This is a genomic window from Streptomyces sp. NBC_01235 (assembly GCF_035989285.1).
GTDB lineage: Bacteria > Actinomycetota > Actinomycetes > Streptomycetales > Streptomycetaceae > Streptomyces.
In genome coordinates this window covers 9,745,708-9,770,466 of the sequence record NZ_CP108513.1, presented here as the reverse complement: position 1 = coordinate 9,770,466, position 24,759 = coordinate 9,745,708, and the positions used below count along the sequence as shown (strand labels likewise).

General features: G+C 70.0%; 16 protein-coding genes. 5 read left to right on the top strand and 11 right to left on the bottom strand.

All coding sequences use genetic code 11. The annotated features are described in order from the left end of the window. The first annotated feature begins 326 nt into the window (after positions 1-326). Genes OG289_RS43950 through OG289_RS43935 form a run of 4 tightly spaced genes read left to right on the top strand, consistent with a single transcriptional unit; the run spans position 327 to position 5,604 of the window. Positions 327-1,637 (top strand): ABC transporter substrate-binding protein, encoded by a 1,311-nt coding sequence (locus OG289_RS43950; RefSeq protein WP_327319605.1) that lies wholly within the window; start codon positions 327-329, stop codon positions 1,635-1,637. 34 nt (positions 1,638-1,671) lie between these two features. Continuing rightward, entirely contained in the window at positions 1,672-2,649 is a 978-nt protein-coding gene (locus tag OG289_RS43945; protein WP_327320733.1) for a carbohydrate ABC transporter permease, read from the top strand. Further along, positions 2,646-3,530 carry a carbohydrate ABC transporter permease gene (locus OG289_RS43940; protein ID WP_327315266.1) on the top strand — a complete coding sequence of 295 codons (885 nt, stop codon included), beginning with the start codon at positions 2,646-2,648 and terminating at the stop codon, positions 3,528-3,530. The genes OG289_RS43945 and OG289_RS43940 overlap by 4 nt, the downstream gene beginning before the upstream one ends. A 46-nt stretch (positions 3,531-3,576) precedes the next feature. Then, positions 3,577-5,604 carry a beta-galactosidase gene (locus OG289_RS43935; RefSeq protein ID WP_327319604.1) on the top strand — a complete coding sequence of 676 codons (2,028 nt, stop codon included), beginning with the start codon at positions 3,577-3,579 and terminating at the stop codon, positions 5,602-5,604. 686 nt (positions 5,605-6,290) lie between these two features. Here the strand turns inward: OG289_RS43935 and OG289_RS43930 are convergent. Next, positions 6,291-7,160: an SCO6745 family protein gene (locus OG289_RS43930; RefSeq protein WP_327319602.1), complete on the bottom strand. Its 870-nt coding sequence runs from the start codon at positions 7,158-7,160 to the stop codon at positions 6,291-6,293. Between the two features lie 130 nt (positions 7,161-7,290). Here OG289_RS43930 and OG289_RS43925 point away from each other — a divergent pair, with 130 nt between their 5' ends. Continuing rightward, entirely contained in the window at positions 7,291-8,088 is a 798-nt protein-coding gene (locus tag OG289_RS43925) for an IclR family transcriptional regulator (protein WP_327319601.1), read from the top strand. On the opposite strand, the gene OG289_RS43920 is transcribed toward OG289_RS43925, so the two are convergent. The 10 genes from OG289_RS43920 to OG289_RS43875 all read right to left on the bottom strand — a co-directional run bounded on the left by OG289_RS43920 (position 8,076) and on the right by OG289_RS43875 (position 24,750). Continuing rightward, on the bottom strand, positions 8,076-10,406 hold the full coding sequence (locus OG289_RS43920; RefSeq protein ID WP_327319600.1) for an FdhF/YdeP family oxidoreductase: 2,331 nt from the start codon (positions 10,404-10,406) through the stop codon (positions 8,076-8,078). The genes OG289_RS43925 and OG289_RS43920 overlap by 13 nt on opposite strands. A gap of 307 nt (positions 10,407-10,713) precedes the next feature. Beyond that, complete coding sequence (locus OG289_RS43915; RefSeq protein WP_327319599.1) at positions 10,714-11,316, bottom strand: sarcosine oxidase subunit gamma; 603 nt, start codon at positions 11,314-11,316, stop codon at positions 10,714-10,716. Continuing rightward, the gene (locus tag OG289_RS43910) at positions 11,309-14,557 is read right to left on the bottom strand and encodes a sarcosine oxidase subunit delta family protein (RefSeq protein WP_327319598.1); all 3,249 of its coding nucleotides are present in this window, start codon (positions 14,555-14,557) and stop codon (positions 11,309-11,311) included. The genes OG289_RS43915 and OG289_RS43910 overlap by 8 nt, the downstream gene beginning before the upstream one ends. Before the next feature lie 11 nt (positions 14,558-14,568). Continuing rightward, a complete protein-coding gene (locus tag OG289_RS43905; RefSeq protein ID WP_327319597.1) occupies positions 14,569-15,801 on the bottom strand; it encodes a sarcosine oxidase subunit beta family protein in 1,233 nt (410 codons plus the stop codon). Next, positions 15,798-17,081, bottom strand: coding sequence for a serine hydroxymethyltransferase (gene glyA, locus OG289_RS43900; protein ID WP_327319596.1), 1,284 nt, complete (start codon positions 17,079-17,081; stop codon positions 15,798-15,800). Before glyA ends, OG289_RS43905 begins: the two co-directional genes overlap by 4 nt. After that, on the bottom strand, positions 17,078-17,938 hold the full coding sequence (locus OG289_RS43895) for a bifunctional methylenetetrahydrofolate dehydrogenase/methenyltetrahydrofolate cyclohydrolase (protein WP_327319595.1): 861 nt from the start codon (positions 17,936-17,938) through the stop codon (positions 17,078-17,080). Before OG289_RS43895 ends, glyA begins: the two co-directional genes overlap by 4 nt. 123 nt (positions 17,939-18,061) lie before the next feature. Then, the gene (locus OG289_RS43890; RefSeq protein WP_327319594.1) at positions 18,062-20,500 is read right to left on the bottom strand and encodes a GcvT family protein; all 2,439 of its coding nucleotides are present in this window, start codon (positions 20,498-20,500) and stop codon (positions 18,062-18,064) included. A gap of 206 nt (positions 20,501-20,706) precedes the next feature. After that, the gene (locus OG289_RS43885) at positions 20,707-21,675 is read right to left on the bottom strand and encodes an ABC transporter substrate-binding protein (RefSeq protein WP_327319593.1); all 969 of its coding nucleotides are present in this window, start codon (positions 21,673-21,675) and stop codon (positions 20,707-20,709) included. A 13-nt stretch (positions 21,676-21,688) separates the two neighbouring features. Then, positions 21,689-23,662 carry an ABC transporter permease gene (locus OG289_RS43880; RefSeq protein WP_327319592.1) on the bottom strand — a complete coding sequence of 658 codons (1,974 nt, stop codon included), beginning with the start codon at positions 23,660-23,662 and terminating at the stop codon, positions 21,689-21,691. Beyond that, positions 23,662-24,750, bottom strand: coding sequence for a quaternary amine ABC transporter ATP-binding protein (locus tag OG289_RS43875; RefSeq protein ID WP_327319591.1), 1,089 nt, complete (start codon positions 24,748-24,750; stop codon positions 23,662-23,664). The genes OG289_RS43880 and OG289_RS43875 overlap by 1 nt, the downstream gene beginning before the upstream one ends. Positions 24,751-24,759 lie beyond the last annotated feature (9 nt).

Here is a 24,759-nt window from a genome sequence, read left to right as displayed (position 1 = left end):
GCTGCCTGCATCAGGCGAGGTCAGCTGTATGACCGCGTGGTCACTGACCGCGCGGTCATATCTAGACAGCCGGACGGTCGCGCGTCAAGAGCCCGTGCAGTATTTCTTCCGCCGACAGGCCGGGCAGCCCTGCACCGAGCGGCCCGCTCGACATGTTCTCCGCAGAGCCTTGACAGTGGGTCCCTGGAAAGTTCAGTCTTCGACGCGTCGACCGATCGGATCTGTCCGATCGCGTTTGTTTCTGGTCGTATCGCCGACCGCATCCCGCCACGCCCCCTTGAGCCGATGCGCCATGCCCGGGTTGTGACAGCCCCTCAGGAGCCGAAATGCGCCGTTCATCCCTTGGTCAGCCCATGCCTGGTACCAGCCGCCGCGCCGTGCTGCGCGGTCTCGGTGGGGCCGCTCTGCTCGGTACCGGTATCCCGCTGCTGTCCGCGTGCGGCGGCAGTGGCACCGCGGCCGACCCGAAGACCGTCACCGTCGGATCCAACGCGTCCGACGCCGTCCCGAAGAAGGCATACGGCGACGTCTACGCGGCGTTCACGAAGCAGTCCGGGATCACGGTCGACATCAACACCAAGGACCACGGCACGTTCCAGGAGCAGATCAACTCCTACCTGCAGGGCACGCCGGACGACGTGTTCCAGTGGTTCGCCGGCTACCGGATGCAGTTCTTCGCGGCCAAGGGGCTGGCCACCCCGATCGACGACGTGTGGAAGACGATCGGCGGCAACTTCCCCAGCGCCATGCACGACCTCAGCAAGGGGCAGGACGGCAAGTACTACATGGTGCCGCTGACTACGTCCCCGTGGGCGGTCTTCTACCGCAAGAGCGTCTTCCAGCAACACGGCTACGAGGTCCCCACCACGTGGGACGCGTACGTCGCCCTGTGCAAGCAGATGAAGAAGGACGGGCTGGTCCCGATCGCGTTCGGCGACAAGGACGCCTGGCCGGCGATGGGCTCCTTCGACCAGATCAACTTCCGCCTCAACGGCTACGACTTCCACGTCGAGCTGATGGCGGGCAAGGCTTCCTGGACCGACGCCAAGGTCCGCAAAGTCTTCGACACCTGGGCCGAGACCCTCCCCTACCACCAGGAGGGCGCGGTCGGACGCACCTGGCAGGATGCCGCCCAGACACTGGTGGCGAAGAAAGCTGGCATGTACATGCTCGGCATGTTCGTGGCCCAGCAATTCAGCAACAAGGCGGACCTGGATGACCTCGACTTCTTCGCCTTCCCGGAGATCGACCCGACGTACGGCCAGGACACCGTCGAGGCGCCCACCGACGGCATCATGCTCAGCAAGAAGCCCAAGAACCACGCCGGCTCCGTCAAACTGCTCGAATTCCTGGGCACGCCGGGGGCCGAGGAGACCTACCTGAAGGCCGACCCGAGCCTTATCGCCGCCTCCACGAAGGCCGACACCTCCGGCTACAGCACCCTTCAGAAGAAGGGCTACGAGATGATCGCGCAGGCGAAGCACCTCACGCAGTTCATGGACCGCGACAGCCGGCCGGACTTCACCTCGACGGTGATGCAGCCGGCGCTGCAGAAGTTCGTCCGCGACCCCAAGGGCATCGACAGCCTGCTGACGTCGATCGAGCGCCAGAAGAAGACGATCTTCGCGTCCGGCTGAGACCCTCCTGCTGAAGCGGATGAGCACCCACACCATGACCGTGGACACCACGAAGACCCCGGAGGCGGCCGCCGTGCCGCCTCCGGGCACCGCATCCCCGAAGAAGCGGGTTCCGCAGGGCCACCGGCGCCTGCTGACCCGCCGCGACCGGCTCACGCTCGGCCTGATGGCCGGCGTGCCGACGATCCTGCACGTGGCCCTCGTCTGGGTCACCGCGCTGGCCTCCATCGCCCTGGCCTTCACCACCTGGGACGGCATCGGCTTCGACTCGATCAAGTGGGTCGGGCTGGACAACTTCAAGGAGCTGTTCAGCAACAACCCGCAGTTCTGGCCCGCCGTCGAGCACAACGTCATCTGGTTCGTCGTGCTCATCCTGATCCCGACGCCGTTCGGACTGTTCCTGGCGGTCCAGCTGGACAAGAAGATCCGCTTCAGCCGGGTCTACCAGACCGCGTTGTTCCTGCCCGTCGTGGTCTCCCTGGCGGTCACCGGCTTCGTCTGGCAACTCGTCTACAACCCGGACACGGGCCTGATCAACAGCCTCATCGGCGCGAACAAGCCCGGCCACTACATCGACTGGATCGGCGACCCGCACCTCAACCTGTGGGCCATCCTCATCGCCGCGTCCTGGCGCCACGCCGGCTACATGATGATCCTCTACCTGGCCGGCCTCAAAAGCGTCGACCCGGCCCTGCGCGAGGCCTCCGCGCTGGACGGCGCCAACGAGTGGCAGACGTTCAAGAACGTCATCTTCCCCACCCTGCGGCCCACGAACACCGTCGTCCTCGTCGTGACGATCATCGAGGCCCTGCGCGCCTTCGACCTGGTCTTCGTCTTCAACAAGGGCGCCCAGGGCACCGAACTGCTGTCGATCCTGGTCACCAACAACATCATCGGCGAGTCCAGCCGCATCGGATACGGCTCGGCGATCGCCGTCGTCCTGCTGGTGATCTCCCTCGCCGTGATCATCCCCTACCTGATCTCCACCTTCCGGAAGGAGCGGCGAGCATGAGCGCGACCCTCACGGCCAAGCAGCGCACCCCCGTCCGCCCAGCCCGGATCCTGCTGCACACCTTCCTCGCCGTCACCGCCCTGGCCTGGGTGGCACCCCTGCTGTGGGCGCTGTTCGCGGCCCTGCGCCCGTACGCCGAGACCAGCACCAAGGGCTACGTCTCCTGGCCCGACAAACTCGGCTTCGACAACTTCACCAACGCCTTCCAGCAGTCGGACATGCTGCACTACTTCGGCAACACGCTGCTCATCGCCGTCCCGGCCGTGCTGCTGACCCTGTTCCTGTCCTCCTGCGTGGCCTTCTACGTCAGCCGCTTCGACTTCCGCGTCAACCTGTTCCTGCTGCTCGTCTTCACGGCCGGCAACCTGCTCCCGCAGCAGGTCATCATCACCCCGCTGTACCGCCTGTACCTGCTCGTCGACCTGCCCGGCATCACGACGAGCGGCAAACTGTACGACTCCGCGCTCGGCCTGGTCCTGATCCACGTGGCGTTCCAGTCCGGCTTCTGCGCCTTCGTGCTGAGCAACTACATGCGCTCCCTCCCGCACGAGCTGACCGAGGCCGCCCTCGTCGACGGCGCCTCCGTCTGGCGCCTGTACTGGCAGATCGTGCTGCCCCTGTGCAAGCCCGCGATGGCCGCCCTGGCGACCCTGCTCTCCATCTGGATCTACAACGACTTCTTCTGGGCGATCGTGCTGATCTCCACCGGCGAGAACATGCCGATCACCTCGGCCCTGAACAACCTCTCCGGCCAGTACTTCACCGACCCCAACCTGGTCGCCGCCGGCGCCCTGCTCACCGCGATCCCCACACTGATCGTGTACTTCGTGCTCCAGCGCCAGTTCGTCAGCGGCCTCACCCTGGGCGCCAACAAGGGCTGAGCACCCCCCTCAAGCCACCTGTTTCTGCTATCTCGGAGCACCACCAGTGAGTACTCAACGCCGCCTTCGCCTGCCCGGCATCGCCTACGGGGGTGACTACAACCCCGAGCAATGGCCCGAGGAGGTCTGGAGCGAGGACATGCGCCTGATGCGCGAGGCCGGGGTGACCATGGTCAGCGTAGGCATCTTCTCCTGGGCGCTGCTCGAACCGTCCGAGGGCGTCTACGACTTCACGAGGATGGACCGGATCCTCGACCTCCTCCACGAGAACGGCATCGCCGCCGACCTGGCCACTCCGACCGCCGCCCCGCCCGCCTGGTTCTTCAAGGCATACCCGGAAGCGTTGCCGGTCGACCAGGACGGCCGGCGGCTGTGGCCCGGCAGCCGCCAGACCTTCTGCCCCAGCAGCCCCGCCTACCGCAGAGCGGCTCTGCGCATCGCAGAAGCCATCGCCCAGCGCTACGCCGCCCACCCCGCCGTCGCCATGTGGCACGTCCACAACGAATACGGCTGCCACAACCCCGCCTGCTACTGCGACACCAGCGCCGCCGCCTTCCGCACCTGGCTGCGCGCGAAGTACGGCGACGACCTCGACGGCCTCAACCACGCCTGGGGCACCACCTTCTGGAGCCAGTGGTACTACGACTGGGACGAAATCCTCCCGCCCCGCGTCACCGCGGCTCCTCCGAATCCCACCCATCAACTCGACTGGCGCCGCTTCTGCTCCGACGAACTCCTCTCGCTGTGCACCGCCGAACGCGAGGTGCTCCGCCGGGTCGACCCGAACATCCCCGCGACCACCAACCTCATGGTCCTGCGCACCTTCGACGCGCTCGACTACTGGCGCTGGGCACCCGAGTTGGACATCCTCTCCAACGACCACTACCTGATGTCCGACGACCCGGAGGCGGAACTCGACATCGCCCTCAGCGGCGACCTGATGCGCTCCCTCGCGGGCGGACCGTGGTTCCTCATGGAGCACTCGACCGGTGCCGTCAACTGGCAGCCGGTCAACCGGGCCAAGGGTCCGGGAGAGATGCGGCGCAACGCGCTCTCGCACGTGGCGCACGGCGCCGACGGCATCGCCTTCTTCCAGTGGCGGGCGGCGAAGGCGGGCGCCGAGCAGTGGCACTCGGCGATGCTGCCGCACGCGGGAACCGACAGCGCCATCTGGCAGGACGTCGTCCGACTGGGCAAGGACCTGAAGGCCCTGACCGAGGTGCGAGGCTCCACGGTCGCGGCGCAGGTGGCGATCGTATGGGACTGGGACGCCCGCTGGGCACTGGAACTGCCCTCCCAGCCCAGCGGCGAGCTGCGCTACCAGGACCTGGTGCGCGACTGGTACGCGCCCCTGTGGCGAGCGGGCGTCGCCGTCGACTTCGTACGCCCCGACGACCCCGGTCTCGACCGCTACAAGCTCGTCCTCGCGCCGTCGCTGTACCTGGTGACGAACGCGGGCGCGGACAACCTCACCGCCTTCACCGCAGGCGGGGGCACGCTGGCCGTCGGCTTCCACAGCGGCATGGTCGACGAGAACGGCCACATACGCCTCGGCGGCTACCCCGGCGCGTTCCGCGACATCCTGGGGATCGTCACCGACGAGCTCTTCCCCTTGCTGCCGGGAGAGACAACGGGGCTGGCCGGTGAAGTACCCCCGGGTGCCAGGGCCGACCTGTGGTCGGAACGGGTGCGGCTCGCCGGCGCGCTGGCAGTCGTCTCCTACGCCGACGGTCCGTTGACCGGCCTGCCTGCCGTCACTCGCCATGCATATGGCAGCGGCACCGCCTGGTATCTGGCGACCCATCCCGACCAGGACACCCTGGCCACCCTGCTCCACCGCATCCGCCAGGATGCCGACGTCGCCCCCGAACACCAGGTGCCCGCCGGAGTCGAGGTCGTCCGGCGCCGCGGCGCCGAGGCCGACTTCCTGTTCCTCATCGACCACACCGGAAAAGGAACCGAAGCCCCCGCCACGGGGTTGGAGCTCCTCACCGGCACCGCGGTCACCGGAACCGTCTTCGTCCCTCCCGGAGGTGTCGTCGTCGTCCGAGAACCGAACCGCATCACGTCCTGACGCCGAGTAAGAAGGCACTGTCAGCGTCTGGCCGACGTCGCCCGCAGCGGCCGGTCCGCAGTGCCGCACCCGCGCCCCGGACCGGTCGCCTCCGTCCGGCCGCCGGATCGGCTCAGCCGCGGTCAAGCCGTATTGGCCGGGCGGCAGCCGGTACGCGGAGCCCCCGTCTGCGTACCGGGGAAACCGTATGCGCTCGCCCCGACGCGAGGAACGCACAGGCGGACACCACGCGAACGCGCTCATCCCGGCCAGGAAGAGACCGTGACGGGCCTGTCACCGCTCGGGCTGCTCGCCCCGGGCGGCACGGTGACCGGCGGATCGGCCTGGCTGGCCGGGACCCGGATCACCGGCCTGCCGGAGCGGGAACTGCAGCGCATCCGCGGCAGCGAGATCGCCCTGGTGTCGCAGGAACCCATGGTGGCACTCGACCCCAACTTCACCATCGGCTCCCAGTTGGGCGAGGTCATCCGTCGCACCGGTGACGTCCCGGGCGGGAAGGACGCCGTACGGCGACGGATCCGCGTGCTGCTTGCGAGAGGTGCCGGACGCCGGGTCCGGCTGATCGCTCTTGGAGGAGCGGCGTTGTCACTTCGGTCGGATGTGAGCCGACCAGCGGCGGGATCGACGATCAATGCCACCGTCCTGACGCATCGTCAGGACGGATCCAGGGGCCGCGGCCGGCCGCGTCACCCCTTGCCGATCAGATCCGCCGGAAACGCCCCCGCGGTCATCGCGGCGCGGGTGAACGTCGTCCCGAGGGCCGTCAGGCGTGCCACGCCCTCCGGGCCGAGGTGCTCGTACGGAGCCCGGTCCAGGCGGTCGGTCTCCTGCTCGATCTCCTCGCGGAGGGCGACGCCTCGCTCGGTGAGTTCGCCGGTGCTGTCCAGCAGCCCGCGGTCCCGGAGGCGGGCCGTCGCAGCGTTCCAGTCGTCCTGGCTCCAGCCACGGGTGGTCATCGCCCACCTCGGTGTCATGCCCTTGCCCGTGGCGGTGTGGGTCACCATCGCCTCCAGCCCGTCGAGGCCCGCGGACATCAGCGCGACCAGATGACCGTCGCCCCGGTGCTCGCGCAGCAGGGTCGCCCCGTGCCAGTACGCGAGGTGCGGCTCGTCGGGGGCGGGAAGGTCGGCGTGCGCCGAGTACAGAGGCCGGGCACCGCGCCCACAGGCCTCGGCGGCGCGCAACGCCAGCCGCGCGGCCTCCGCCATCTCCGCGGACGCCACCGCCTCCTCGCCCAGCAGCCGCCGCAGGGTGGCGTCGGCGGCACGCGTGCGTGCCGCGAGCACGTCCTGCGGGGTGGCGATCGACCACACCGCGGGCACGTGCCGGGCCACGAGATCGTGCTTGTAGTTGTAGAAGGCCGCCGTCACCACGCCGGCCCCGACCGACCCCAGCGCGGCCGCCCGCGCAGCGAAGGTCACGGCCTGCGGATGGGTGATCCCGAGAGCACCCAGCTCCCGTCCCAGGTCGGGCGAGAAGTAGTGCGTCGCGTGCAGGGTGTTGAGCGGGGCGGCACAGCGTCGACCGGCGCGCGGCTCGAGGGCGGCAGTAGTCATGCCGGCAGGTTACCGACTGGTCATTACGCCCCTGCCCCTGGGGGCTCACTGCCTCTCTCCCCTTGTGGGCACAGCGGGTGGCGTCACCGCGGATCACCGGGGAGAACACCGCAGGCCGTATAGTTGCGCTATGAGCAACCACTCGGCAGATGACGAAACGCCGGCTCCCGCGGTGAACGGGGTGCAGTCGGTCGACCGTGCCGTCAGCGTCCTGGAGATCCTCGCCCAGCGCGGTGAGGCGGGCGTCAGCGAGGTCGCCGCCGAGATCGACGTCCACAAGTCGACCGCGTTCCGTCTGCTCGGGGCGCTGGAGGCGCGCGGTCTGGTCGAGCAGGCGGGCGAGCGGGGCAAGTACCGGCTGGGCTTCGGGATCGTACGCCTGGCGGGGGCGGTCACGGGCCGTCTCGACATCACCCAGCAGGGTCGGCCGGTGTGCGAGCGGCTCAGCGAGGAGATCGGCGAGACCGTCAACATCGCCGTCCTGCAGGAGCACTACGCGGTCAACCTCTACCAGGTGCGCGGCCCGGGCGCGGTCGGTACGCACAACTGGGTCGGGCAGCTCACCCCGGTGCACGCGACGTCCAGCGGCAAGATCCTGCTCGCCCACCTGCCGACGAAGGAGCGCGCCGAAGTGCTCGCGGCATCCGGGTTGCAGAAGCTGACGCCGCACACCCTGACCGCCAGGACCGAGCTGGAGAAGAACCTCACCGAGGCGCGGGAGCGCGGGTACGCGGTGACGCTGGAGGAACTCGAGATCGGACTGCACGCCATCGCGGCCCCGATACGTTCCCACCACGGCGAGACCGTCGCCGCCCTCAGCGCCTCCGGCCCCGCGTACCGCTTCACCGAGGAGCGCATCCACGAGCTCGCACCCGTGCTGGTCCAGGGCGCCGAGGAGATCAGCCACCGGATGGGCTACGCGAGCTGAGCCTCCCCCGGCCCAGGTGAGGGGGCGTCGCCGCGCTCCAGGCGTACCACGACGCTCTTGGACGTCGGTGTGTTGGAGGTGTCCGCCACGGAGTCGAGCGGGACGAGCACGTTGGCCTCGGGGAAGTAGGCCGCGCAGCATCCGCGGGGCGTGTCGTACGCGACCGCGCGGAAGGCCTCGGCCCGCCGTTCCGGGCCGTCCGGCCACTCACTGACGATGTCCACCAGCCCGCCGTCGGCGATCTGGCGCTCCGCGAGGTCGTCGGGGTGGACGAAGACCACCCGGCGTCCCTGACGGATGCCGCGGTAGCGGTCGTCGAGGCCGTAGATCGTGGTGTTGTACTGGTCGTGGCTGCGCAGTGTCTGAAGCAGCAGGCGACCGGGCGGGACGCGCAGCACCTCCACCGGGTTGACCGTGAAGTTGGCCTTGCCCGTCCTGGTGGGGAAGCGCCGCTCGTCGCGGGGAGCGTGCGGCAGGGTGAAGCCGCCGGGGCGGCGTACCCGCGTGTTGAAGTCGGCGAAACCGGGCACGACCCGGGCGATGCTGTCGCGGACGGCGTCGTAGTCGGCCTCGAGGGCCGCCCACGGCACGTCGCCGCCCGGACCGAACAGGCTGCGTGCCAGCCGGCCGACGATGGCCGGCTCGGAGAGCAGGTGCGGGGAGGCGGGTCGCAGCCCGCCCCGGGAGGCGTGCACGATCCCCATCGAGTCCTCGACGGTGACGAACCGGTCCGTCCCGTCCGGTCCCCGGTCCCGCTCGGTACGGCCCAGGGCGGGAAGGATGAGGGCCTCGCGTCCGCAGACCGCGTGGGAGCGGTTGAGCTTGGTGGACACCTGGACGGTCAGCCGGCAGTTCCGCAGGGCCCGCTCGGTGGCCGCCGTGTCGGGGGCGGCGGAGACGAAGTTGCCACCCATGGCGAAGAAGACCTTCACCTCGCCGGCGCCCATCGCCCGGATCGTCTCCACCGCGTCGAACCCGTGGTGGCGTGGCGGGTCGAATCCGAACTCGCTCTGCAGCGCGTCGAGGAACTCCGGCGTCGGCTTCTCGTAGATGCCCATCGTGCGGTCGCCCTGCACGTTGGAGTGACCGCGCACAGGGCACACTCCGGCGCCGGGGCGCCCGATGTTGCCGCGCAGCAGCAGGAAGTTCACCACCTCCCGGATGGTGGGCACGGAGTGCTTGTGCTGGGTCAGTCCCATGGCCCAGCACACCACGATCGACCGGGCCGACATGACGTCGCGGGCGGTGGCCTCGATGACATCGCGCGACAGCCCGGTCGCCTCGGCCACGTCGTCCCGGTCGAGTTTGCTCAGCTGTTCGGCGTAGGCCTCGAAGCCGTCGGTGTGCGCGGCGATGAAGTCGCGGTCGAGGACCGTGCCGGGCGCGGCTTCCTCGGCGTCCAGCAGCAGCCGCGACAGCGCCTGGAAGAGCGCCAGGTCGCCCCCGAGCCGTATCTGCAGGAACCGGTCCGAGAGGGACGTGCCGGCACCTGCGACACCGCGGGCGTTCTGCGGGTTCCTGAAGCGCAGCAGCCCGGCTTCGGGCAGAGGGTTCACCGTGACGATGCGCGCACCGCGCCGCTTGGCCTTCTCCAGCGCGGACAACATCCGCGGGTGGTTGGTGCCGGGGTTCTGCCCGACGACGAAGATCAGGTCGGCGCAGTACAGATCGTCGAGGTGGACGCTGCCCTTGCCGATGCCGATCGTCTCGGTGAGCGCCGAACCGCTCGACTCGTGGCACATGTTCGAGCAGTCCGGCAGGTTGTTGGTGCCGAATTGCCGTACGAGGAGCTGGTAGAGGTACGCCGCCTCGTTGGAGGTACGGCCCGACGTGTAGAAGGCGGCCTCGTCGGGGCTGCGCAGCTCCTTGAGCTCCCGGGCGACGATGTCGAAAGCCGTCTCCCAGGGGACCGGCACATACGTCTGCGAGTCGGCCGGTTTGTACATCGGCTCGGTGAGGCGGCCCTGCTGGCCCAGCCAGTATTCGCTGCGGCCCGCGAGCTCGCCCACCGGGTGCGCGGCGAAGAACTCCCGCGTCACCCGGCGCACGGTGGCTTCCTCGGCGACGGCCTTGGCACCGTTCTCGCAGAACTCGGCCCTGCTGCGGTGGTCACCCTCGGGCCAGGCGCAGCCGGGGCAGTCGAAGCCGTCCTTCTGGTTGACCTTCAGCAGGGTCAGCGCGGTGCGCCGCACGCCCATCTGGTCGTACCCGATGCGCAGCGCGTGGGTCACCGCGGGGATCCCGGCGGCCCACCTCTTGGGCGCGGTCACCTCCAGGGCGTCCTCACCGGGGTCCTCGCGCGGCGCCTTGCGTGCCATGTCTGCCTCTCCTCGTCGGTATGCCGATGGAACTGCTGTCATGCGGCCGGGTGCCGGATGCGCCGATGCGATGCTCGCCGGGCACAGGACGCCAGCCTGTTCGAACAAGGAGCACGAGAAGGGCCCGCACGGCCCGGGCCGGTGTGTTCCTCGCCCATGCCGTCGGCCATGGGCGAGTTTCTGGGCCGTCTGCGCCGACTTCGAGGGCCCTGTGGTCTGCGCGCGCAGGACTGCTCGACCGTCGGCTCCACCAGCCGGAGCACACCGGGTCACCCGCGCCAGGGGTGCGCCCGCCGTGCCGAGCCGTTCACCCGTATTCCACGGCAGCGTCCAGCAGCCAGTCCGTCAGGTAGTCGGCGAAGGAGGAGCGCACCAGCACCCAGAACCCGGCCCTGGGCTCGTCCCGGGCCACCAGGACGACCTGGGTGCGGGCCAGCGTCGTCTGGGCGCAACGGCCGGGGCCGAAGACACGCGGGTGCAGATCCAACCGGCAGCCGTGGGAGAGCAGGTCGCGGGCGCGCGGTCCGCCGACCAGGACGGTGGTGCGCTGGGCGGAGACGTCGGTGACGGAGACGGGGTCGTCCCCGGCCGCCGAGCGGATCCGGCTCTCCAGGTCCCGCTGGGTGCCGGGCAGGCCCACCAACAGCCATTCGTCGGGGCCGAGCCACAGCGCGCTCAGATCCCCCACGCGCACGACGGTGTCGGGTTCCAGGGGCAACGGGAGTCCCAGGGCGAGTCCGACGGCGTCCGCCGCCGGGCTCTTGGCGTCGAGGCGGACGTTCAGCTGGGCCAGGAAGGGGACTTCGGCCAGGCGGACCGCGCCCCCGCAGGAGTGCGTCGCGGCGGCAAGGCGGCCGGCGGCGTGCGCCAGAGGGCTGCGCTGCCGTGCGGTCAGGGTGGTGTCAGCCATCGCGGCGGGCTCCCTCGGGGTCGTAGAGGACGGGGCTTGCGACGGTCACCGGCAGCAGCCGGTCACCGACGGGTGCGTAGAGGCGTTCGCCGATGCGGTCCCGGCCGCCCTTGATCAGGGCGAGCGCGAAGGTCCGGCCGAGCGCCGCGCTGCGGTAGCTGGAGGTGACGTGGCCGAGCATCGGGACGGGCGGGGCGGGCAGTTCACTGTCGGCGACCAGGTGGGTGCCCTCGGGGAGGAAGGCGGCCGGGTCTTCGGGGAGGAGGCCGACGAGGTGCTTGCGGTCGGGGCGGACGGCGTCGGCGCGGGCGTAGGAACGCTTGCCGATGAAGTCGGGCTTCTTCTTCGACACCGCCCAGCTCATGCCGAGGTCGTGCGGGGTGACCGTGCCGTCGGTGTCCTGGCCGATGATCGGGTAGCCCTTCTCGGCACGCAGGACGTGCATGGTCTCCGTGCCGTACGGGGTGATGCCGTACGGGGCGCCTGCCTCGTGCAGCGCCTCCCACAGGGTGAGGGCGTCCCAGGGCGACACGTTGATCTCGTAGGCCAGTTCGCCGGAGAAACTGATCCGGCACACGCGCGCGTCGATGCCTGCGACGGCCGTCTCCCGCCAGGCCATGAACGGGAAGTCGTCGTTGGCCACAGGCAGTTGGGGCGCCAACGAGCCGAGGACCTCCCGAGAACGCGGACCGACCAGGGCCACGGTGGCCCACTGTTCGGTGACCGAGGTGCAGTGGACCCGCAGTTCGGGCCACTCGGTCTGCAGCCACTCCTCCATCCAGTCCAGGACGGCTGCGGCGTTGCCGGTCGTGGTGGTGACCAGGAAGCGGTCCTGCGCGAGGCGGATGACCGTGCCGTCGTCGAAGAGCATCCCGTCCAGGCGGCACATGACGCCGTAGCGGATCATGCCGACCTTCAGGGTGCTCATCATGTTGGTGTAGAGCCGGTCGAGGAAGAGCGCGGCGTCCGGGCCCTGCACGTCGATCTTGCCGAGGGTGGAGGCGTCCATGAAGGCCACACCCTCGCGGGCGGCGCGGCATTCGCGCAGCACGGCGGTCTCCATGTCCTCGCCGCCTCGCGGGTAGTACCAGGGGCGCTTCCACTGGCCGACGTTCTCGAAGAGGGCGCCGTGCGCGACGTGCCACTCGTGGACGGCGGTCGTGCGGATCGGGTCCGACAGCGCGCCGCGGTCGCGGCCGGCGAGGGTGGCGAAGGAGACGGGGGTGTACGGCGGACGGAACGTGGGCAGGCCGAGCGCCGAGATGTTCACGCCGAGGAGTTCGGCGACTATCCCGCTCGCCAGGAACCCGCCCGTCCTGCCCTGGTCGTTGGCGGTGCCGGCCGTGGTGTAGCGCTTGGTGTGCTCCACCGAGCGCAGACCCGCCCCGGTCGCCCGCGCCAGGTCGTCGACCGTGACGTCGCGTTGGAGGTCGACGAACCGGGGGGCTCCGGTGGAGGTGGGGACGGCGAACACCTGCATGGGCGCGGTGTGCGGCTGGGCGGCGACGGCCGGGAGGGCCGGCGCCGCGGCGGTGTAGCCCTCCGCCTCGACCGCGCGGGCGCCGGCCTTCGCGCCCTGCGCGAGGGTCGTGGCGAGATCGAAGACCCCGTTCGCACTGCCCGCGACCTCCACCGCCTGACGGCAGCTGTCGGGCACGAACGTGCCGAGTACGTCGTCGTGGCGGAGCTTGCCGCCCGCCTGGCTGAACAGATGCGCGACGGGGTTCCAGCCGCCGGAGACCAGAAGCAGGTCGACGGCGAACTCCCGCTGTCCCGAGGCCACTTGCTGTGCCGCGGGCTGCCCGTACGGGGCGACCGTCACGGCGGTGAGGCGGGGCCCGCCCTCCGTGTCCGTGACCGCGTGTCCGGCCAGCACCTCGATCCCGGCGGACCGGGCAAGCTCGGCCCACTCCCCCGGCTCGGACCGGGTGTCGACGATCGCCGCGATCTCCACTCCGGCCCCCGCCAGGTCGAGTGCGGCGGCGTAGGCGCTGTCGTTGGTGGTGAACACGACCGCGTGCCGGCCGGGCAGAACGGAGTAGCGGTGGAGGTACGTCCGGGCCGAGGCGGCCAGCATCACGCCGGGGCGGTCATTGTCGCCAAACGCCAGCGAACGCTCGTGGGCGCCGGTCGCGAGGACCACGCGCCGGGCGCGGATCCGCCAGACGCGCTCGCGGGCGACCTGGTCCGGGGCCTCGGCGCCGAGGTGGTTGGTGCGGTGCTCGACGGCGAGGAGGTGGTTGTCGTCGTAGTGGCCGAAGACGGTGGTGCGGCGCAGGACGCGTACCTCGGGGGCGGCCTCGAGCTGTGCGTGCGTCGCCTCCACCCAGTCGAGGTGTTCGCCGGTGCCGAGCAGGCTGCCGCCGGGTTCCGGCTGGTCGTCGGCGAGGACGACGCGTGCGCCGCTCCGCGCTGCCGCGGCTGCGGCTGCGAGGCCGGCGGGGCCCGCGCCGACGACCAGCAGGTCGCAGTGGGCGTGTACGGCGTCGTAGCGGGCGGGGTCCGGTTCGGTGGCGAGGCGGCCCTGGCCGGGGAGGCTGCTCGCGACGAGGCCGTCGTACAGCTCTACGGTCGTGGCGGGGAGCATCGGCTCGGGGAAGGGTTCCTCGATCTGGATGACGGCGTTGGGTTCTTCGACGCCGGCGGAGAAGATGCCGCGGGGGCGGCCGAGTTTGATGCTGGTCGCTGCCGCGATCACGCCGTTGGCGAGGAGGGCGGAGGCCAGGGTGTCGCCGCGGTAGCCCTGGTAGTCGGTGCCGTCGAAGGTGAAGGTGAGGGGTTCGTCCCGGTCGACGCGGCCGCCGGTGGTCAGGCGGAACGGCTGGGTCTCCCCCATCCCGCCCCTTCCCGTGTCCAGGGGCCTGGCCCCGGACCCCGCTGGGGGCTCTGCCCCCAGGCCCCCGTTCGGCCCTGAAGGCGCCTCGTCCTCAGACGCCGGACGGGCCGAGACGGCCGACCTGGGCTCCGTCGTGGGCGGGCGCGCCTCCCCCGCCCGATACACCGCCAGGATCTCGTTCGTCGACGTGTCGCGCACCGCGTTGAACCACCTGCGGCAGCCCGCCGCGTGGCTCCAGCGCTCGGCGAACGGGCCCTTGGGGTTGTCGCGGAAGAAGAGGTAGCGGGCCCACTCCTCGTCGGTCAGTTCCGCGGAGTTCTCCGGGTAGGCCACATGGGCCTGGCCGCCGTAGTGGAACTCGGCCTCGTCGCGGGGCCCGCACCACGGGCAGGGGATGAGCAGCATGGTTCGGCTCCCTAGTGGGCCACCGCGGCCGCGCCGTGCTCGTCGACGAGCGCGCCGGTGGTGAAACGGTCGAGCGAGAAGGGGGCGTTCAGGGCGTGCGGGGTGTCGTGGGCGATGGTGTGGGCGTAGACCCAGCCGACGCCCGGGGTGGCCTTGAACCCGCCCGTGCCCCACCCGCAGTTGAGGTAGAGGTTGTCGACCGGGCTGAGGCCGACGATCGGCGAGGCGTCGGGGCTGACGTCGACGATCCCTCCCCAGGTGCGCAGCACGTGGGCGCGGGCGAAGACCGGGAAGAGTTCCAGGGCTGCGGACATCTGCTCTTCGATGATGTGGAATGCGCCGCGCTGGGTGTAGGAGTTGTACGCGTCGATGCCGGCGCCCATCACCAGCTCGCCCTTGTGCGCCTGGCTGACGTACACGTGGACGGCGTTGGACATGACCACCGTGGGGTGGACCGGCTCCAGGAGCTCGGAGACCAGGGCCTGCAACGGGTGGCTCTGGACCGGGAGTTCGATGCCTGCCATGGCGGCGAGGACCGAGGTGTGGCCGGCCGAGCACAGGGCCACCTTGCCCGCGGCGATGGGACCCAGCGTGGTCTGGACGCCGACCACCCGGCCGCCGACCACGTCCAGGCCGGTGACCTCGCAGTTCTGGATGATGTCGATGCCGGCGGCGTCCGCGGAGCGGGCAAAGCCCCAGGCCACGTAGTCGTGCTTGGCGATTCCGGCGCGCGGCTGGTAGGTGCCGCCGAGGACCGGGTAGCGCACGTCGGGTGAGATGTTGACGATCGGGCAGACCTCTTTGACCTGCTCGGCGTCGAGCCACTCGGCGTCCACGCCGTTGAGCCGGTTGGCCTCGACACGGCGCACGCTGTCGCGGACGTCCTGCAGGCTGTGGGCGAGGTTCAGCACGCCGCGCTGGGAGAAGAGGATCGGGTAGTCGAGCTCCTGCGCCAGCCCTTCCCACAGTTTGAGGGCGTGTTCGTAGATGCCTGCGCTCTCGTCCCACAGGTAGTTGGAGCGGATGATCGTGGTGTTGCGGGCCATGTTGCCGCCGCCCAGCCAGCCCTTCTCCAGGACCGCGACGTTGGTGATGCCGTGGTTCCTCGCCAGGTAGTGGGCGGTGGCCAGGCCGTGTCCGCCGCCACCCACGACGATCACGTCGTACGAACGCCTGGGCTCGGGATTGCGCCAGAGCCAGTCCGGGTGGTCGGGGAGGTCGGCGCCGGGGGTGCTGGGGCTCATCGGACGTCTCCGTCGTGCGAGAGGTGCGGGTAGAGCGGGTACGTGGCCGCGAGTGCCTCGGTGCGGGCGCGCAGTGCGGTGACGTCCGGCTCGGGCCGGAGGGCCAGCGCGATCACGTCGGCGACCTCGGCGAAGTCCTCCTCGGTGAAGCCTCGGGTGGCCAGCGCGGGGGTGCCTATGCGCAGGCCGGAGGTGACCATGGGCGGGCGCGGGTCGAAGGGGACGGCGTTGCGGTTGACGGTGATGCCGATCTCGTGGAGCAGGTCTTCGGCCCGCCGTCCGTCGAGTGCGCAGTCGCGGAGGTCGACGAGGACGAGATGGACGTCCGTGCCGCCGGTCAGGACCTTCACTCCGGCCGCGGCCGCGTCGGGCCGGGTGAGGCGCTCGGCGAGGATGCGGGCGCCGGCCAGCGTGCGGGCCTGGCGTTCGGCGAACTCGGGCGTCGCCGCCACCTTGAAGGAGACGGCCTTCGCGGCGATGACGTGCTCCAGGGGGCCGCCCTGCATTCCGGGGAACACCGCCGAGTTGATCTTCTTGGCGAGGTCGGCGTCGTTGGTGAGGATGACACCGCCGCGGGGACCGCCGAGCGTCTTGTGCGTCGTGGTGGTGACCACGTGCGCGTGGGGGACGGGGCTGGGGTGCAGTCCGGCGGCGACCAGGCCCGCGAAGTGCGCCATGTCGACCATGAGGAGGGCACCGACGTCGTCGGCGATGCGCCGGAAGGCCGCGAAGTCCAGCTGCCTCGGGTACGCCGACCAGCCCGCGATGATCATCTTGGGGCGGTGTTCCTTGGCGAGGCGTTCCACCTCGTCCATGTCGATGAGGTTGTCGGTCTCCGCCACGTGGTACGGCACGACGTTCAGCATCTTGCCGCTGTAGTTGATGCGCATGCCGTGGGTGAGGTGCCCGCCGTGTGCGAGGTCGAGGCCGAGGATCGTGTCGCCGGGCTGGAGCAGGGCGAAGAAGACGGCGGTGTTCGCCTGGGCGCCCGAATGCGGCTGGACGTTGGCGAAGCCCGCCCCGAAGAGGGACTTGACGCGCTCGATGGCCAGGCGCTCGGTGACGTCGACGTGTTCGCAGCCGCCGTAGTAGCGGCGGCCGGGGTAGCCCTCGGCGTACTTGTTGGTCGCGACCGACCCCTGGGCCTCCATCACGGCGGACGGCGCGAAGTTCTCGGAGGCGATCATCTCGAGGGTGGACTGCTGGCGGTGCAGCTCTGCGCGGAGGGCGGCGTGGACCTCGGGGTCCAGCTCCGCCAGGGGGGTGTTCAGCGCGTTCATACGGTGTTCGCGTTCCTCTCGGCGGCCTCGACGACGTTGGCGAGCAGCATCGCCCGGGTCATGGGTCCCACTCCCCCGGGCATCGGCGCGAGCCATCCGGCGACCTGGGCGGCGTCCGGATGTATGTCGCCCACGAGCCCGTGGTCGGTGCGGGTGATGCCGACGTCCAGGACCGCCGCGCCGGGGCGCAGCATGTCCTTGGTGATCAGTCCGGGCGAGCCGGCCGCCGCGACGACGATGTCCGCCTCGCGCACATGCCAGGCCAGACCCTTGGTGCCGGTGTGGCAGAGGGTGACGGTGGCGTTCTCGGACCTGCGGGTGAGCAGCAGTCCGATGGGCCGTCCGACGGTGATGCCGCGCCCGACCACGCACACGCGTGCCCCGGCGATCGGCACCTCGTACCGGCGGAGCAGTTCGACGATGCCGCGTGGGGTACACGGCAGCGGGGCGTCGACGCCCAGGGTGAGCCGGCCGAGGTTGACGGGGTGCAGCCCGTCGGCGTCCTTGGCCGGGTCCATGCGTTCCAGTACGGCGTTGGCGTCCAGGTGGCGCGGGAGCGGGAGCTGGACGATGTAGCCGGTGCAGGCCGGGTCGGCGTTGAGTTCGTCGATGACGGCCTCGACCTGCTGCTGGGTGGCGTCGGCGGGCAGTTCGCGGCGCAGGGAGGCGACGCCCACCTGGGCGCAGTCGCGGTGCTTGCCGGCGACGTAGGCGTGGCTGCCCGGGTCGTCGCCGACGAGGACGGTGCCGAGCCCCGGGGGGCGTTCGCCGGTCGCGGTCGACTTGGCCACGCGCTCGGCGAGTTCGCGACGGATGTCGGCGGCGGTCGCCTTGCCGTCAAGCAGCTGTGCGGTCACCGACGGTGCTCCTTCCGACTGGGCTGACGATGAGCGCCCCACAGTGGCGCGGGGCTGTAGCGATGGGCGGCTCCGCCGCGTGGGCGCGACCTGCCACGACGGGCCCGCAGCCGAACGACCCGCTCACCCACGAAGACGGGACATCGTGGGGTCGAAAAGGGGCTCCTCGCTCACGACCGCCTCGACGCGCCGGTCGAAGTAGCCGATGTGGACCGTCGTCCCGGGGACGGCGAGCTCCGCGGGGAGCCATGCGTACGCGATCCCCTTACCGATCGTGTAGCCGTAGGCCGCACTCGTGACGTACCCGACCGCACGGTCACCGTCGAACACGGGCTCCTTGCCCATCACGACCGACCGCGGGTCGTCGATGGTGAGGCAGGTCAGCTTGCGCCGCACGGCTTCCTTGCGGCGCTCCAGGGCGGCTTTGCCGATGAAGTCGCCCTTGTCGAGCTTGACGGCGAAGCCGACGCCGGCCTCGTAGGGATCGTGCTCGTAGGTCATGTCGGTGCCGAAGGAGCGGTAGCCCTTCTCCAGGCGGAGGCTGTTGAAGGCGCCACGTCCGGCGATGAGCCCGCCGAGGGGCCTGGCCGCCCGCCACAGGGTGTCCCACAGCTTCTGGCCCTGGTCGGCGGTGGTGTAGAGCTCCCAGCCCAGCTCACCGACGTAGGACAGCCGCATCGCGGTGACGGGCACCGAGCCGATGTGGGCGCGCTTGGCGCGGAAGTACTTCAGGCCGTCGCCCGAGAAGTCCTCGTCCGTCAGCGGTTGCAGGACCTTGCGGGCCAGCGGGCCCCACAGGCCGATGCAGCAGGTGCCGGGGGTGATGTCGCGCACCTGGACGGTGCCGTCGGCGGGGAGGTGGCGGGTGAGCCAGTCGAGGTCCAGGTTGCCGTTGGCGCCGACCTGGAAGAGGTCACGGGCCAGGCGGGCGACGGTGACGTCGCTGCGGATGCCGCCCTTGTGGTCCAGGAGCAGGGTGTACGTCACCGAGCCGACCGACTTGGCGACCTTGCTGGTGGTGAGCCCCTCCAGGAAGTCCGCGGCGCCCGGGCCGCTGACCTCGAGTCGCTTGAGTGCCGTCATGTCGTACAGCGCGACGGTCTCACGGGTTGCCTGTGCCTCGGCACCGACGATGGGTGACCAGAACTGCGCGGCCCAGTCGTTGGGGGTGGGAATGCTGCGGCCTTCGACCAGCCCCGCGTTGGCCTCGTACCACTGGGGGCGCTCCCAGCCGCTCGCTTCCAGGAAGAACGCGCCGTGCTCCTGCTGGCGGGCGTGGAAGGGGCTCGTGCGGATCGGGCGCGGGTCCCCCGACGGCTGGAGGGGGTGGAGGATGTCGTAGACCTCGACGAAGTTCTGACAGTCGCGGGCCAGGACGTACTCCGGGGACAACTGGTGCGGCTCGAAGCGGTTGACGTCGCACTCGTGCAGGTCGAAGGACGAGCAGTGGCCGTCGACGAGCCATTCGGCCATGGCGCGGCCCACGCCCGCGGAGTGGGTGACCCACACCGCCTCCGCGACCCAGAAGCCCTTGACGTCCGGGGACTCGCCGAGGAGCGGGAAGTTGTCGGTGGTGAAGGAGAACAGGCCGTTGATGCCCTCCTCGACCTTCGCCTCCGCGGTCGCGGGGAGCAGCGACCGGGTCTCGGTCCAGGCGTCCTCGAAGTCCTCCTCGGTGAACTCGAGGACCGACGGCATCCGGTCGGCCTCGTCGACGGAGAGGATGTCGTCGGCCGAGACGGGCATCGGGCGGTGGCCGTAGTAGCCGATGCCGATGCCGTCGAAGCGGTCGCGGTAGTAGAGATCGGCGTCCTGGTGGCGCAGGATCGGCCGCACCGCCTCCTCCGTCTGGCCCGCGAGCGCCGGGACCGGTCCGGTCCAGGCGAGCTGGTGGGCGAGCGGGGTCAGCGGGAGGTTCATGCCGGCCATGCGGGCGATCTTCGGGCCCCAGATGCCGGCGCAGCACACCACGATGTCGGCCGCGAGCTCGCCCTGGTCGGTGAGGACACCGGTCACCCGGCCCTCGCTCTGCTGGACGTCGAGCACCTCGTGGCGGGCCAGGAAGGTGACGCCGCGCTCGGTGGCCCGGCGGATCTGCGCCTCGACGGCGAGGACGGCCTTGGCGAGGCCGTCCGTCGGTATCAGGAGGCCGCCGAGGATCCTGTCCCGGTTGACCAGCGGGTGCTGCTCGACGCACTCGTCGGCGCTCAGCAGCCGGGCCTCGATGCCCCAGGCGGTGATCCAGCCGTGGCGGCGGTGCAGTTCCGCGAGGCGCTCGGGGGTGGTCGCCACTTCGAGGCCGCCGACCTGCAGGAAACAGGGCTTGCCGTCGACGTCGAGGGAGCAGAACTTCTCGACGGTGTAGCGGGCCAGCTCGGTCATGGTCTTGGAGGAGTTCGTCTGGAAGACCAGGCCCGGGGCGTGCGACGTGGAGCCCCCGGTCGCGGGGAGCGGGCCCTGGTCGACCACGGTCACTTCGGTCCAGCCGCGCGCGGAGATCTCGTCCGCGAGCGCCGCTCCCACGACACCCGCTCCGATGATCACCACTCGGGGTCCCGCCATCGCCGCACCTCCGGATTCAAAACCAGTCGAGTTGCTTGCAGCGCAACATGGTTCAGGTTGCGCAACTCAATGTGCCTGTCACGAGGAGGGGGTGTCAAGGGGTCGGTGACGTCGGCAAACAGCCCGAAACACGGCAATGCCCGGCGGGCGGCGCACACAGGTGCACACCGCCCGCCGGGCATCTCGGACCGTCTTCTCGACGCGGGCTACTTGAGCCAGGCGTCGACCTTGGCGCGGTTGGCCTCCACCCACTTCTTGGCCGCCGCGTCGGGCGACATCTTGTCCACCGCGATGTACTTGGCCACGGTGTTCTGGTCGTCGTTCGTCCAGTTGAAGTTCTTCACCAGGTCGTAGGCCGGACTGCCGGATTTCGCGAACTTCGCGCTGACGATCTTGTCGAGGTCGTAGACGGGGTAGTCACAGGCGATCTTCGCCGCGTCGGCGTCGCACCCGGCCGTGTACTTGGGCAGATCAACCTTGACCAACGGCACCTCGGACAGGAACCACTGCGGCTCGTAGAAGTAGCCGATCACCCATTCCTTGTTCTTCTCGGCCTTCCGGAAGGACTGGATGAGCGCGGTCTCGCTGCCCGCGTACACCACCTTGAAGTCCAGTTTCAGGTTCTTCACCAGTGCCTCGTCGTTGGTGACGTACGACGGGTCGCCGTCCAGCAGCTGACCCTTGCCGCCGGACTCGGAGGTCTTGAAGTTGGACGCGTACTTGTCCAGGTTCTTCCAGTCGGCGATGTCCGGGTGCGCCTTGGCCAGCCACGGCGGCACGTACCAGCCGATGATGCCCTTGTTGCCGGTCGAGCCGGCGGCCACGGCGGTCTTCTGCTGGGTGATGTACTTCTTCTTCAGGTCGTCGTGGCCCCAGTTCTCCAGGACGGCGTCAACCTCGCCCGTCCCGAAGCCCTGCCAGGCGATCTCTTCCTTCAGGTCCTTCTTCTTGACCGTGCAGCCGAGGTCGTTCTGCGCGACGTACGCGACGACCGCCGCGTCCGCCTCGTAGCCCACCCACGGGTTGACGGCGAGATTGAAGGTGCCGCACTTGCCCGAGCTGTCCGAAGCCGAGGAGCTGTCACCGACCTTCGCACCGCCGCAGGCGGTGAGGGTGAGCCCGAGAACGGCCATGCCGGCCGCGCCGACTCTCCACTGTCGTACCTGTGTTGCCATCGTCAGTGCTCCTTTACGCGCTCACGCGCCGCGCCGCTGCCTGAGTGATCCGGTCGAACATGACTCCGAGAAGGACGATGGCGAGCCCCGCCGCAAGCCCCTTCCCGTACAGCTGCCCCTGCGAGAATCCGGCCACGACGTCGTAGCCGAGGGCGCCCGCTCCCACCAGGCCGCCCACAACAACCATCGACAGCACGTAGATCAGGCCCTGGTTGGTGGCGAGCGTCAGGGCGCTGCGTGACATCGGCAGCTGAACCTTGGTGATGATCTGCCAGGTGTTGCACCCGGCGGAGGTGGCCGCCTCGACGGTGGTCGCGGGGACCGCCCTGACCCCATCCGCGATGATCTTGATGGCGACCGGAGCCGCGTAGACGATCGCGGCGACGATGGCCGTGAAGCGGGTCGCGCCGAACAGCGCCAGGAACGGCACGAGGTAGACGAACGGCGGCATGACCTGTGCCGCGTCCAGGGAGGGCCGCAGCACCCGGTCCACGAGCGGGCTGCGCCCCATCCACACGCCGAGGACGATGCCGAGCAGCATGACCAGCACCGTCGCCACCAGGGTCGACGCCAGCGTCGTCATGGCGTCCGACCACAGGCCGGTACCGACCAGCAGGCCCAGGCAGACGGCCGTGGTGACCCCGGCCCGCCAGCCGCCGAGCACAGCGCCCAGGGTGATCAGCACCGCGCCGACCAGCCACCACGGGGAGTCGGTGAGCAGCGACTGGAACGGGTTGAGCAGGCCGTTGGTGATGCCGTCGCGGAAGGCGTTGGTGAGGCCCGAGAGGTTGTCCTGCACCCAGGTGGTCGCGGTGTCCGCCGCGCTCGCGATGGAGCTGCCGAGGCTGCCGTCGCCGGGGAACTCCGCCGCCCACACATAGGTGTGCGACATGTAGAGGAGGACCGCCGTGACCGCCGCGCCCGCGCCGAGCAGCGGCCTGCGCCACTTGAGGAAGCGGTTCTTCGAGCGCCGGGCCGTCTCCGCACGGGCGCTGGCCGCGGTGGTGACCCGGTCGAGGACGATCGCCATGACGACGATGGCGAGCCCCGCGTTGAAGGCCGTTCCCACGTCGAGCGACTGCAGAGCCTGGACGACGGTCTTGCCGAGGCCGGGCGCGTCGATCAGGGCCGCGATGGTCACCATGGCCAGGGCGGCCATGATCGACTGGTTGACGCCCATCACCACGGTCCGCTTGGACATGGGCAGCAGGACCTTCAGCAGTGCCTGCCGCCGTGTCGCCCCCAGCGACTCGGCCGCCTCGACGGTGGTCTCCGGCACGGAGCGGATGGCGTGCGCGGTGATGCGGATCGCCGGCGGCGCCGCGTAGACCACGGTGGCGATCGTGGCGGAGGCGCCGCCGATGAGGAAGAACAGGGTCAGCGGGGCGAGGTAGACGAAGGTCGGCATCGTCTGCATGAAGTCCAGGAAGGGCGTCACGATCCGGTTGACCCGGTCGGACAGCCCCGCCCACACGCCCAGAGGGATCGCGAACAGCAGCGCCACGAAGACCGCGGAGAGGGTGAGCGACAGGGTGTCCATGCTCTCCTGCCACAGACCCTGCAGCCCCAGGAAGGTGAAGCCCGCCACGGCCAGCAGGGCGACCCGCCAGTTGCCCACGGCCCAGGAGACGTAGCCCACGACGCCGACGACGCCGAGCCATCCGATCTGCGGCAGGGGGCGGCCGGCGGAGGGCTGTGAGATCAGGTGCTGGATGAAGGTCACCAGGTTGTCGATGACCAGGCGGATCTCGTTGAAGAAGTAGAGGAAGAGCGGGTTGGAGTTGCGGTCCGCGCCGATCGAGTCGTTGACGTCGTTGAACCACCGGTGCAGATCGGTGAGGTCGGCCGCCGCCAGGGTCAGGGTCTGCTTCCCGCGGAAGATGACGAACAGGAGCAGCCAGGCGGCCAGGATCGCGGCCACCACCGTGCGCCGGCTGACCTTGCGTACGCCGGCCAGCGGTGCGGACTTCTCCAGGGCCACGGCCATCACGCGCCGCCTTCGTGCCCGGCGACCACCGCGAGGATCTCCTCGTCGCCGACGATGCCGAGCAGCTTGCCGTCCTGAACGACCTTGACCGGCTTGTCGGCCGCCAGGACCGCCCGGGTGGCCTCCTTCACCACGACGTCCGGGCCCAGCTCGGGACCGTCCAGGGCGTCGCCGTCCGCCGGCGGGCGCATGATCCACCGCAGGGTGAGCACGTCGCCGCGCGGCACGTCCTTGACGAATTCGCGTACGTAGTCGTCGGCGGGGGCGCCGACCAGTTCGTCGCCGGTGCCGCACTGGACCATCTTGCCGTCGCGCATGATGAGGATGCGGTCGCCCAGCTTGAGCGCCTCGGAGAGGTCGTGGGTGATGAACACCATCGTCTTGCCGACCTCGTGGTGCAGCCGGATGACCTCGTTCTGCATGTCGCGGCGGATCAGCGGGTCGAGGGCCGAGAAGGGCTCGTCGAAGAAGAGCACGTCCGGATTGCCGGCCAGCGCCCGGGCGAGGCCGACGCGCTGCTGCATACCGCCCGAGAGCTGGTCGGGGTAGGAGTTCTCGTAGCCGGCGAGGCCGACCAGTTCGACGATCTCCATGGCCTGTTTGATGCGTTCGGCCCTGCTCATACCGCAGATCTCCAGGCCGAAGGCCACGTTGTCGACGACGCGACGGTGGGGCAGCAGCCCGAAGTGCTGGAAGACCATGGAGAACTTGCGGCGCCGCAGGTCGCGCAGGCGTTTGGCATCCGCCTCGCGGATGTCCTCCCCCTCGAAGACGAGCTCACCGGCGGTGGGTTCGATCAGTCGGGTCAGACATCGCACCAGCGTGGACTTGCCGGAGCCGGACAGCCCCATGACGACGAACACCTCGCCCTTGCGGACGTCGAAGTTCACGTCACGTACGGCGGCGGTGCAGCCGGTACGGTCCATGAGCTCACGGCGGGTGAGGCCGCACAGTTCCTCGGACTCCGGAACCCGGTCGGCCTTGGGCCCGAACACCTTCCACAGCCGGCGCACGGATATGACCGGAGTACCGTCGGAATCCTGGGGCGCGCCGCGCCGCTGCGGCACCTCGGTCTGTGTTGGGGTCATGATCGACCT

Coding starts and splice junctions, on each gene's coding strand:
- OG289_RS43940 (WP_327315266.1), top strand. CDS start 2,646: ATGAGCGCGACCCTCACGGCCAAGCAGCGCACCCCCGTCCGCCCAGCC.
- OG289_RS43905 (WP_327319597.1), bottom strand. CDS start 15,801: ATGAGCCCCAGCACCCCCGGCGCCGACCTCCCCGACCACCCGGACTGG.
- OG289_RS43910 (WP_327319598.1), bottom strand. CDS start 14,557: ATGCTGCTCATCCCCTGCCCGTGGTGCGGGCCCCGCGACGAGGCCGAG.
- OG289_RS43890 (WP_327319594.1), bottom strand. CDS start 20,500: ATGGCGGGACCCCGAGTGGTGATCATCGGAGCGGGTGTCGTGGGAGCG.
- OG289_RS43925 (WP_327319601.1), top strand. CDS start 7,291: ATGAGCAACCACTCGGCAGATGACGAAACGCCGGCTCCCGCGGTGAAC.
- OG289_RS43915 (WP_327319599.1), bottom strand. CDS start 11,316: ATGGCTGACACCACCCTGACCGCACGGCAGCGCAGCCCTCTGGCGCAC.
- OG289_RS43920 (WP_327319600.1), bottom strand. CDS start 10,406: ATGGCACGCAAGGCGCCGCGCGAGGACCCCGGTGAGGACGCCCTGGAG.
- OG289_RS43885 (WP_327319593.1), bottom strand. CDS start 21,675: ATGGCAACACAGGTACGACAGTGGAGAGTCGGCGCGGCCGGCATGGCC.
- OG289_RS43880 (WP_327319592.1), bottom strand. CDS start 23,662: ATGGCCGTGGCCCTGGAGAAGTCCGCACCGCTGGCCGGCGTACGCAAG.
- OG289_RS43930 (WP_327319602.1), bottom strand. CDS start 7,160: ATGACTACTGCCGCCCTCGAGCCGCGCGCCGGTCGACGCTGTGCCGCC.
- OG289_RS43950 (WP_327319605.1), top strand. CDS start 327: ATGCGCCGTTCATCCCTTGGTCAGCCCATGCCTGGTACCAGCCGCCGC.
- glyA (WP_327319596.1), bottom strand. CDS start 17,081: ATGAACGCGCTGAACACCCCCCTGGCGGAGCTGGACCCCGAGGTCCAC.
- OG289_RS43945 (WP_327320733.1), top strand. CDS start 1,672: ATGACCGTGGACACCACGAAGACCCCGGAGGCGGCCGCCGTGCCGCCT.
- OG289_RS43875 (WP_327319591.1), bottom strand. CDS start 24,750: ATGACCCCAACACAGACCGAGGTGCCGCAGCGGCGCGGCGCGCCCCAG.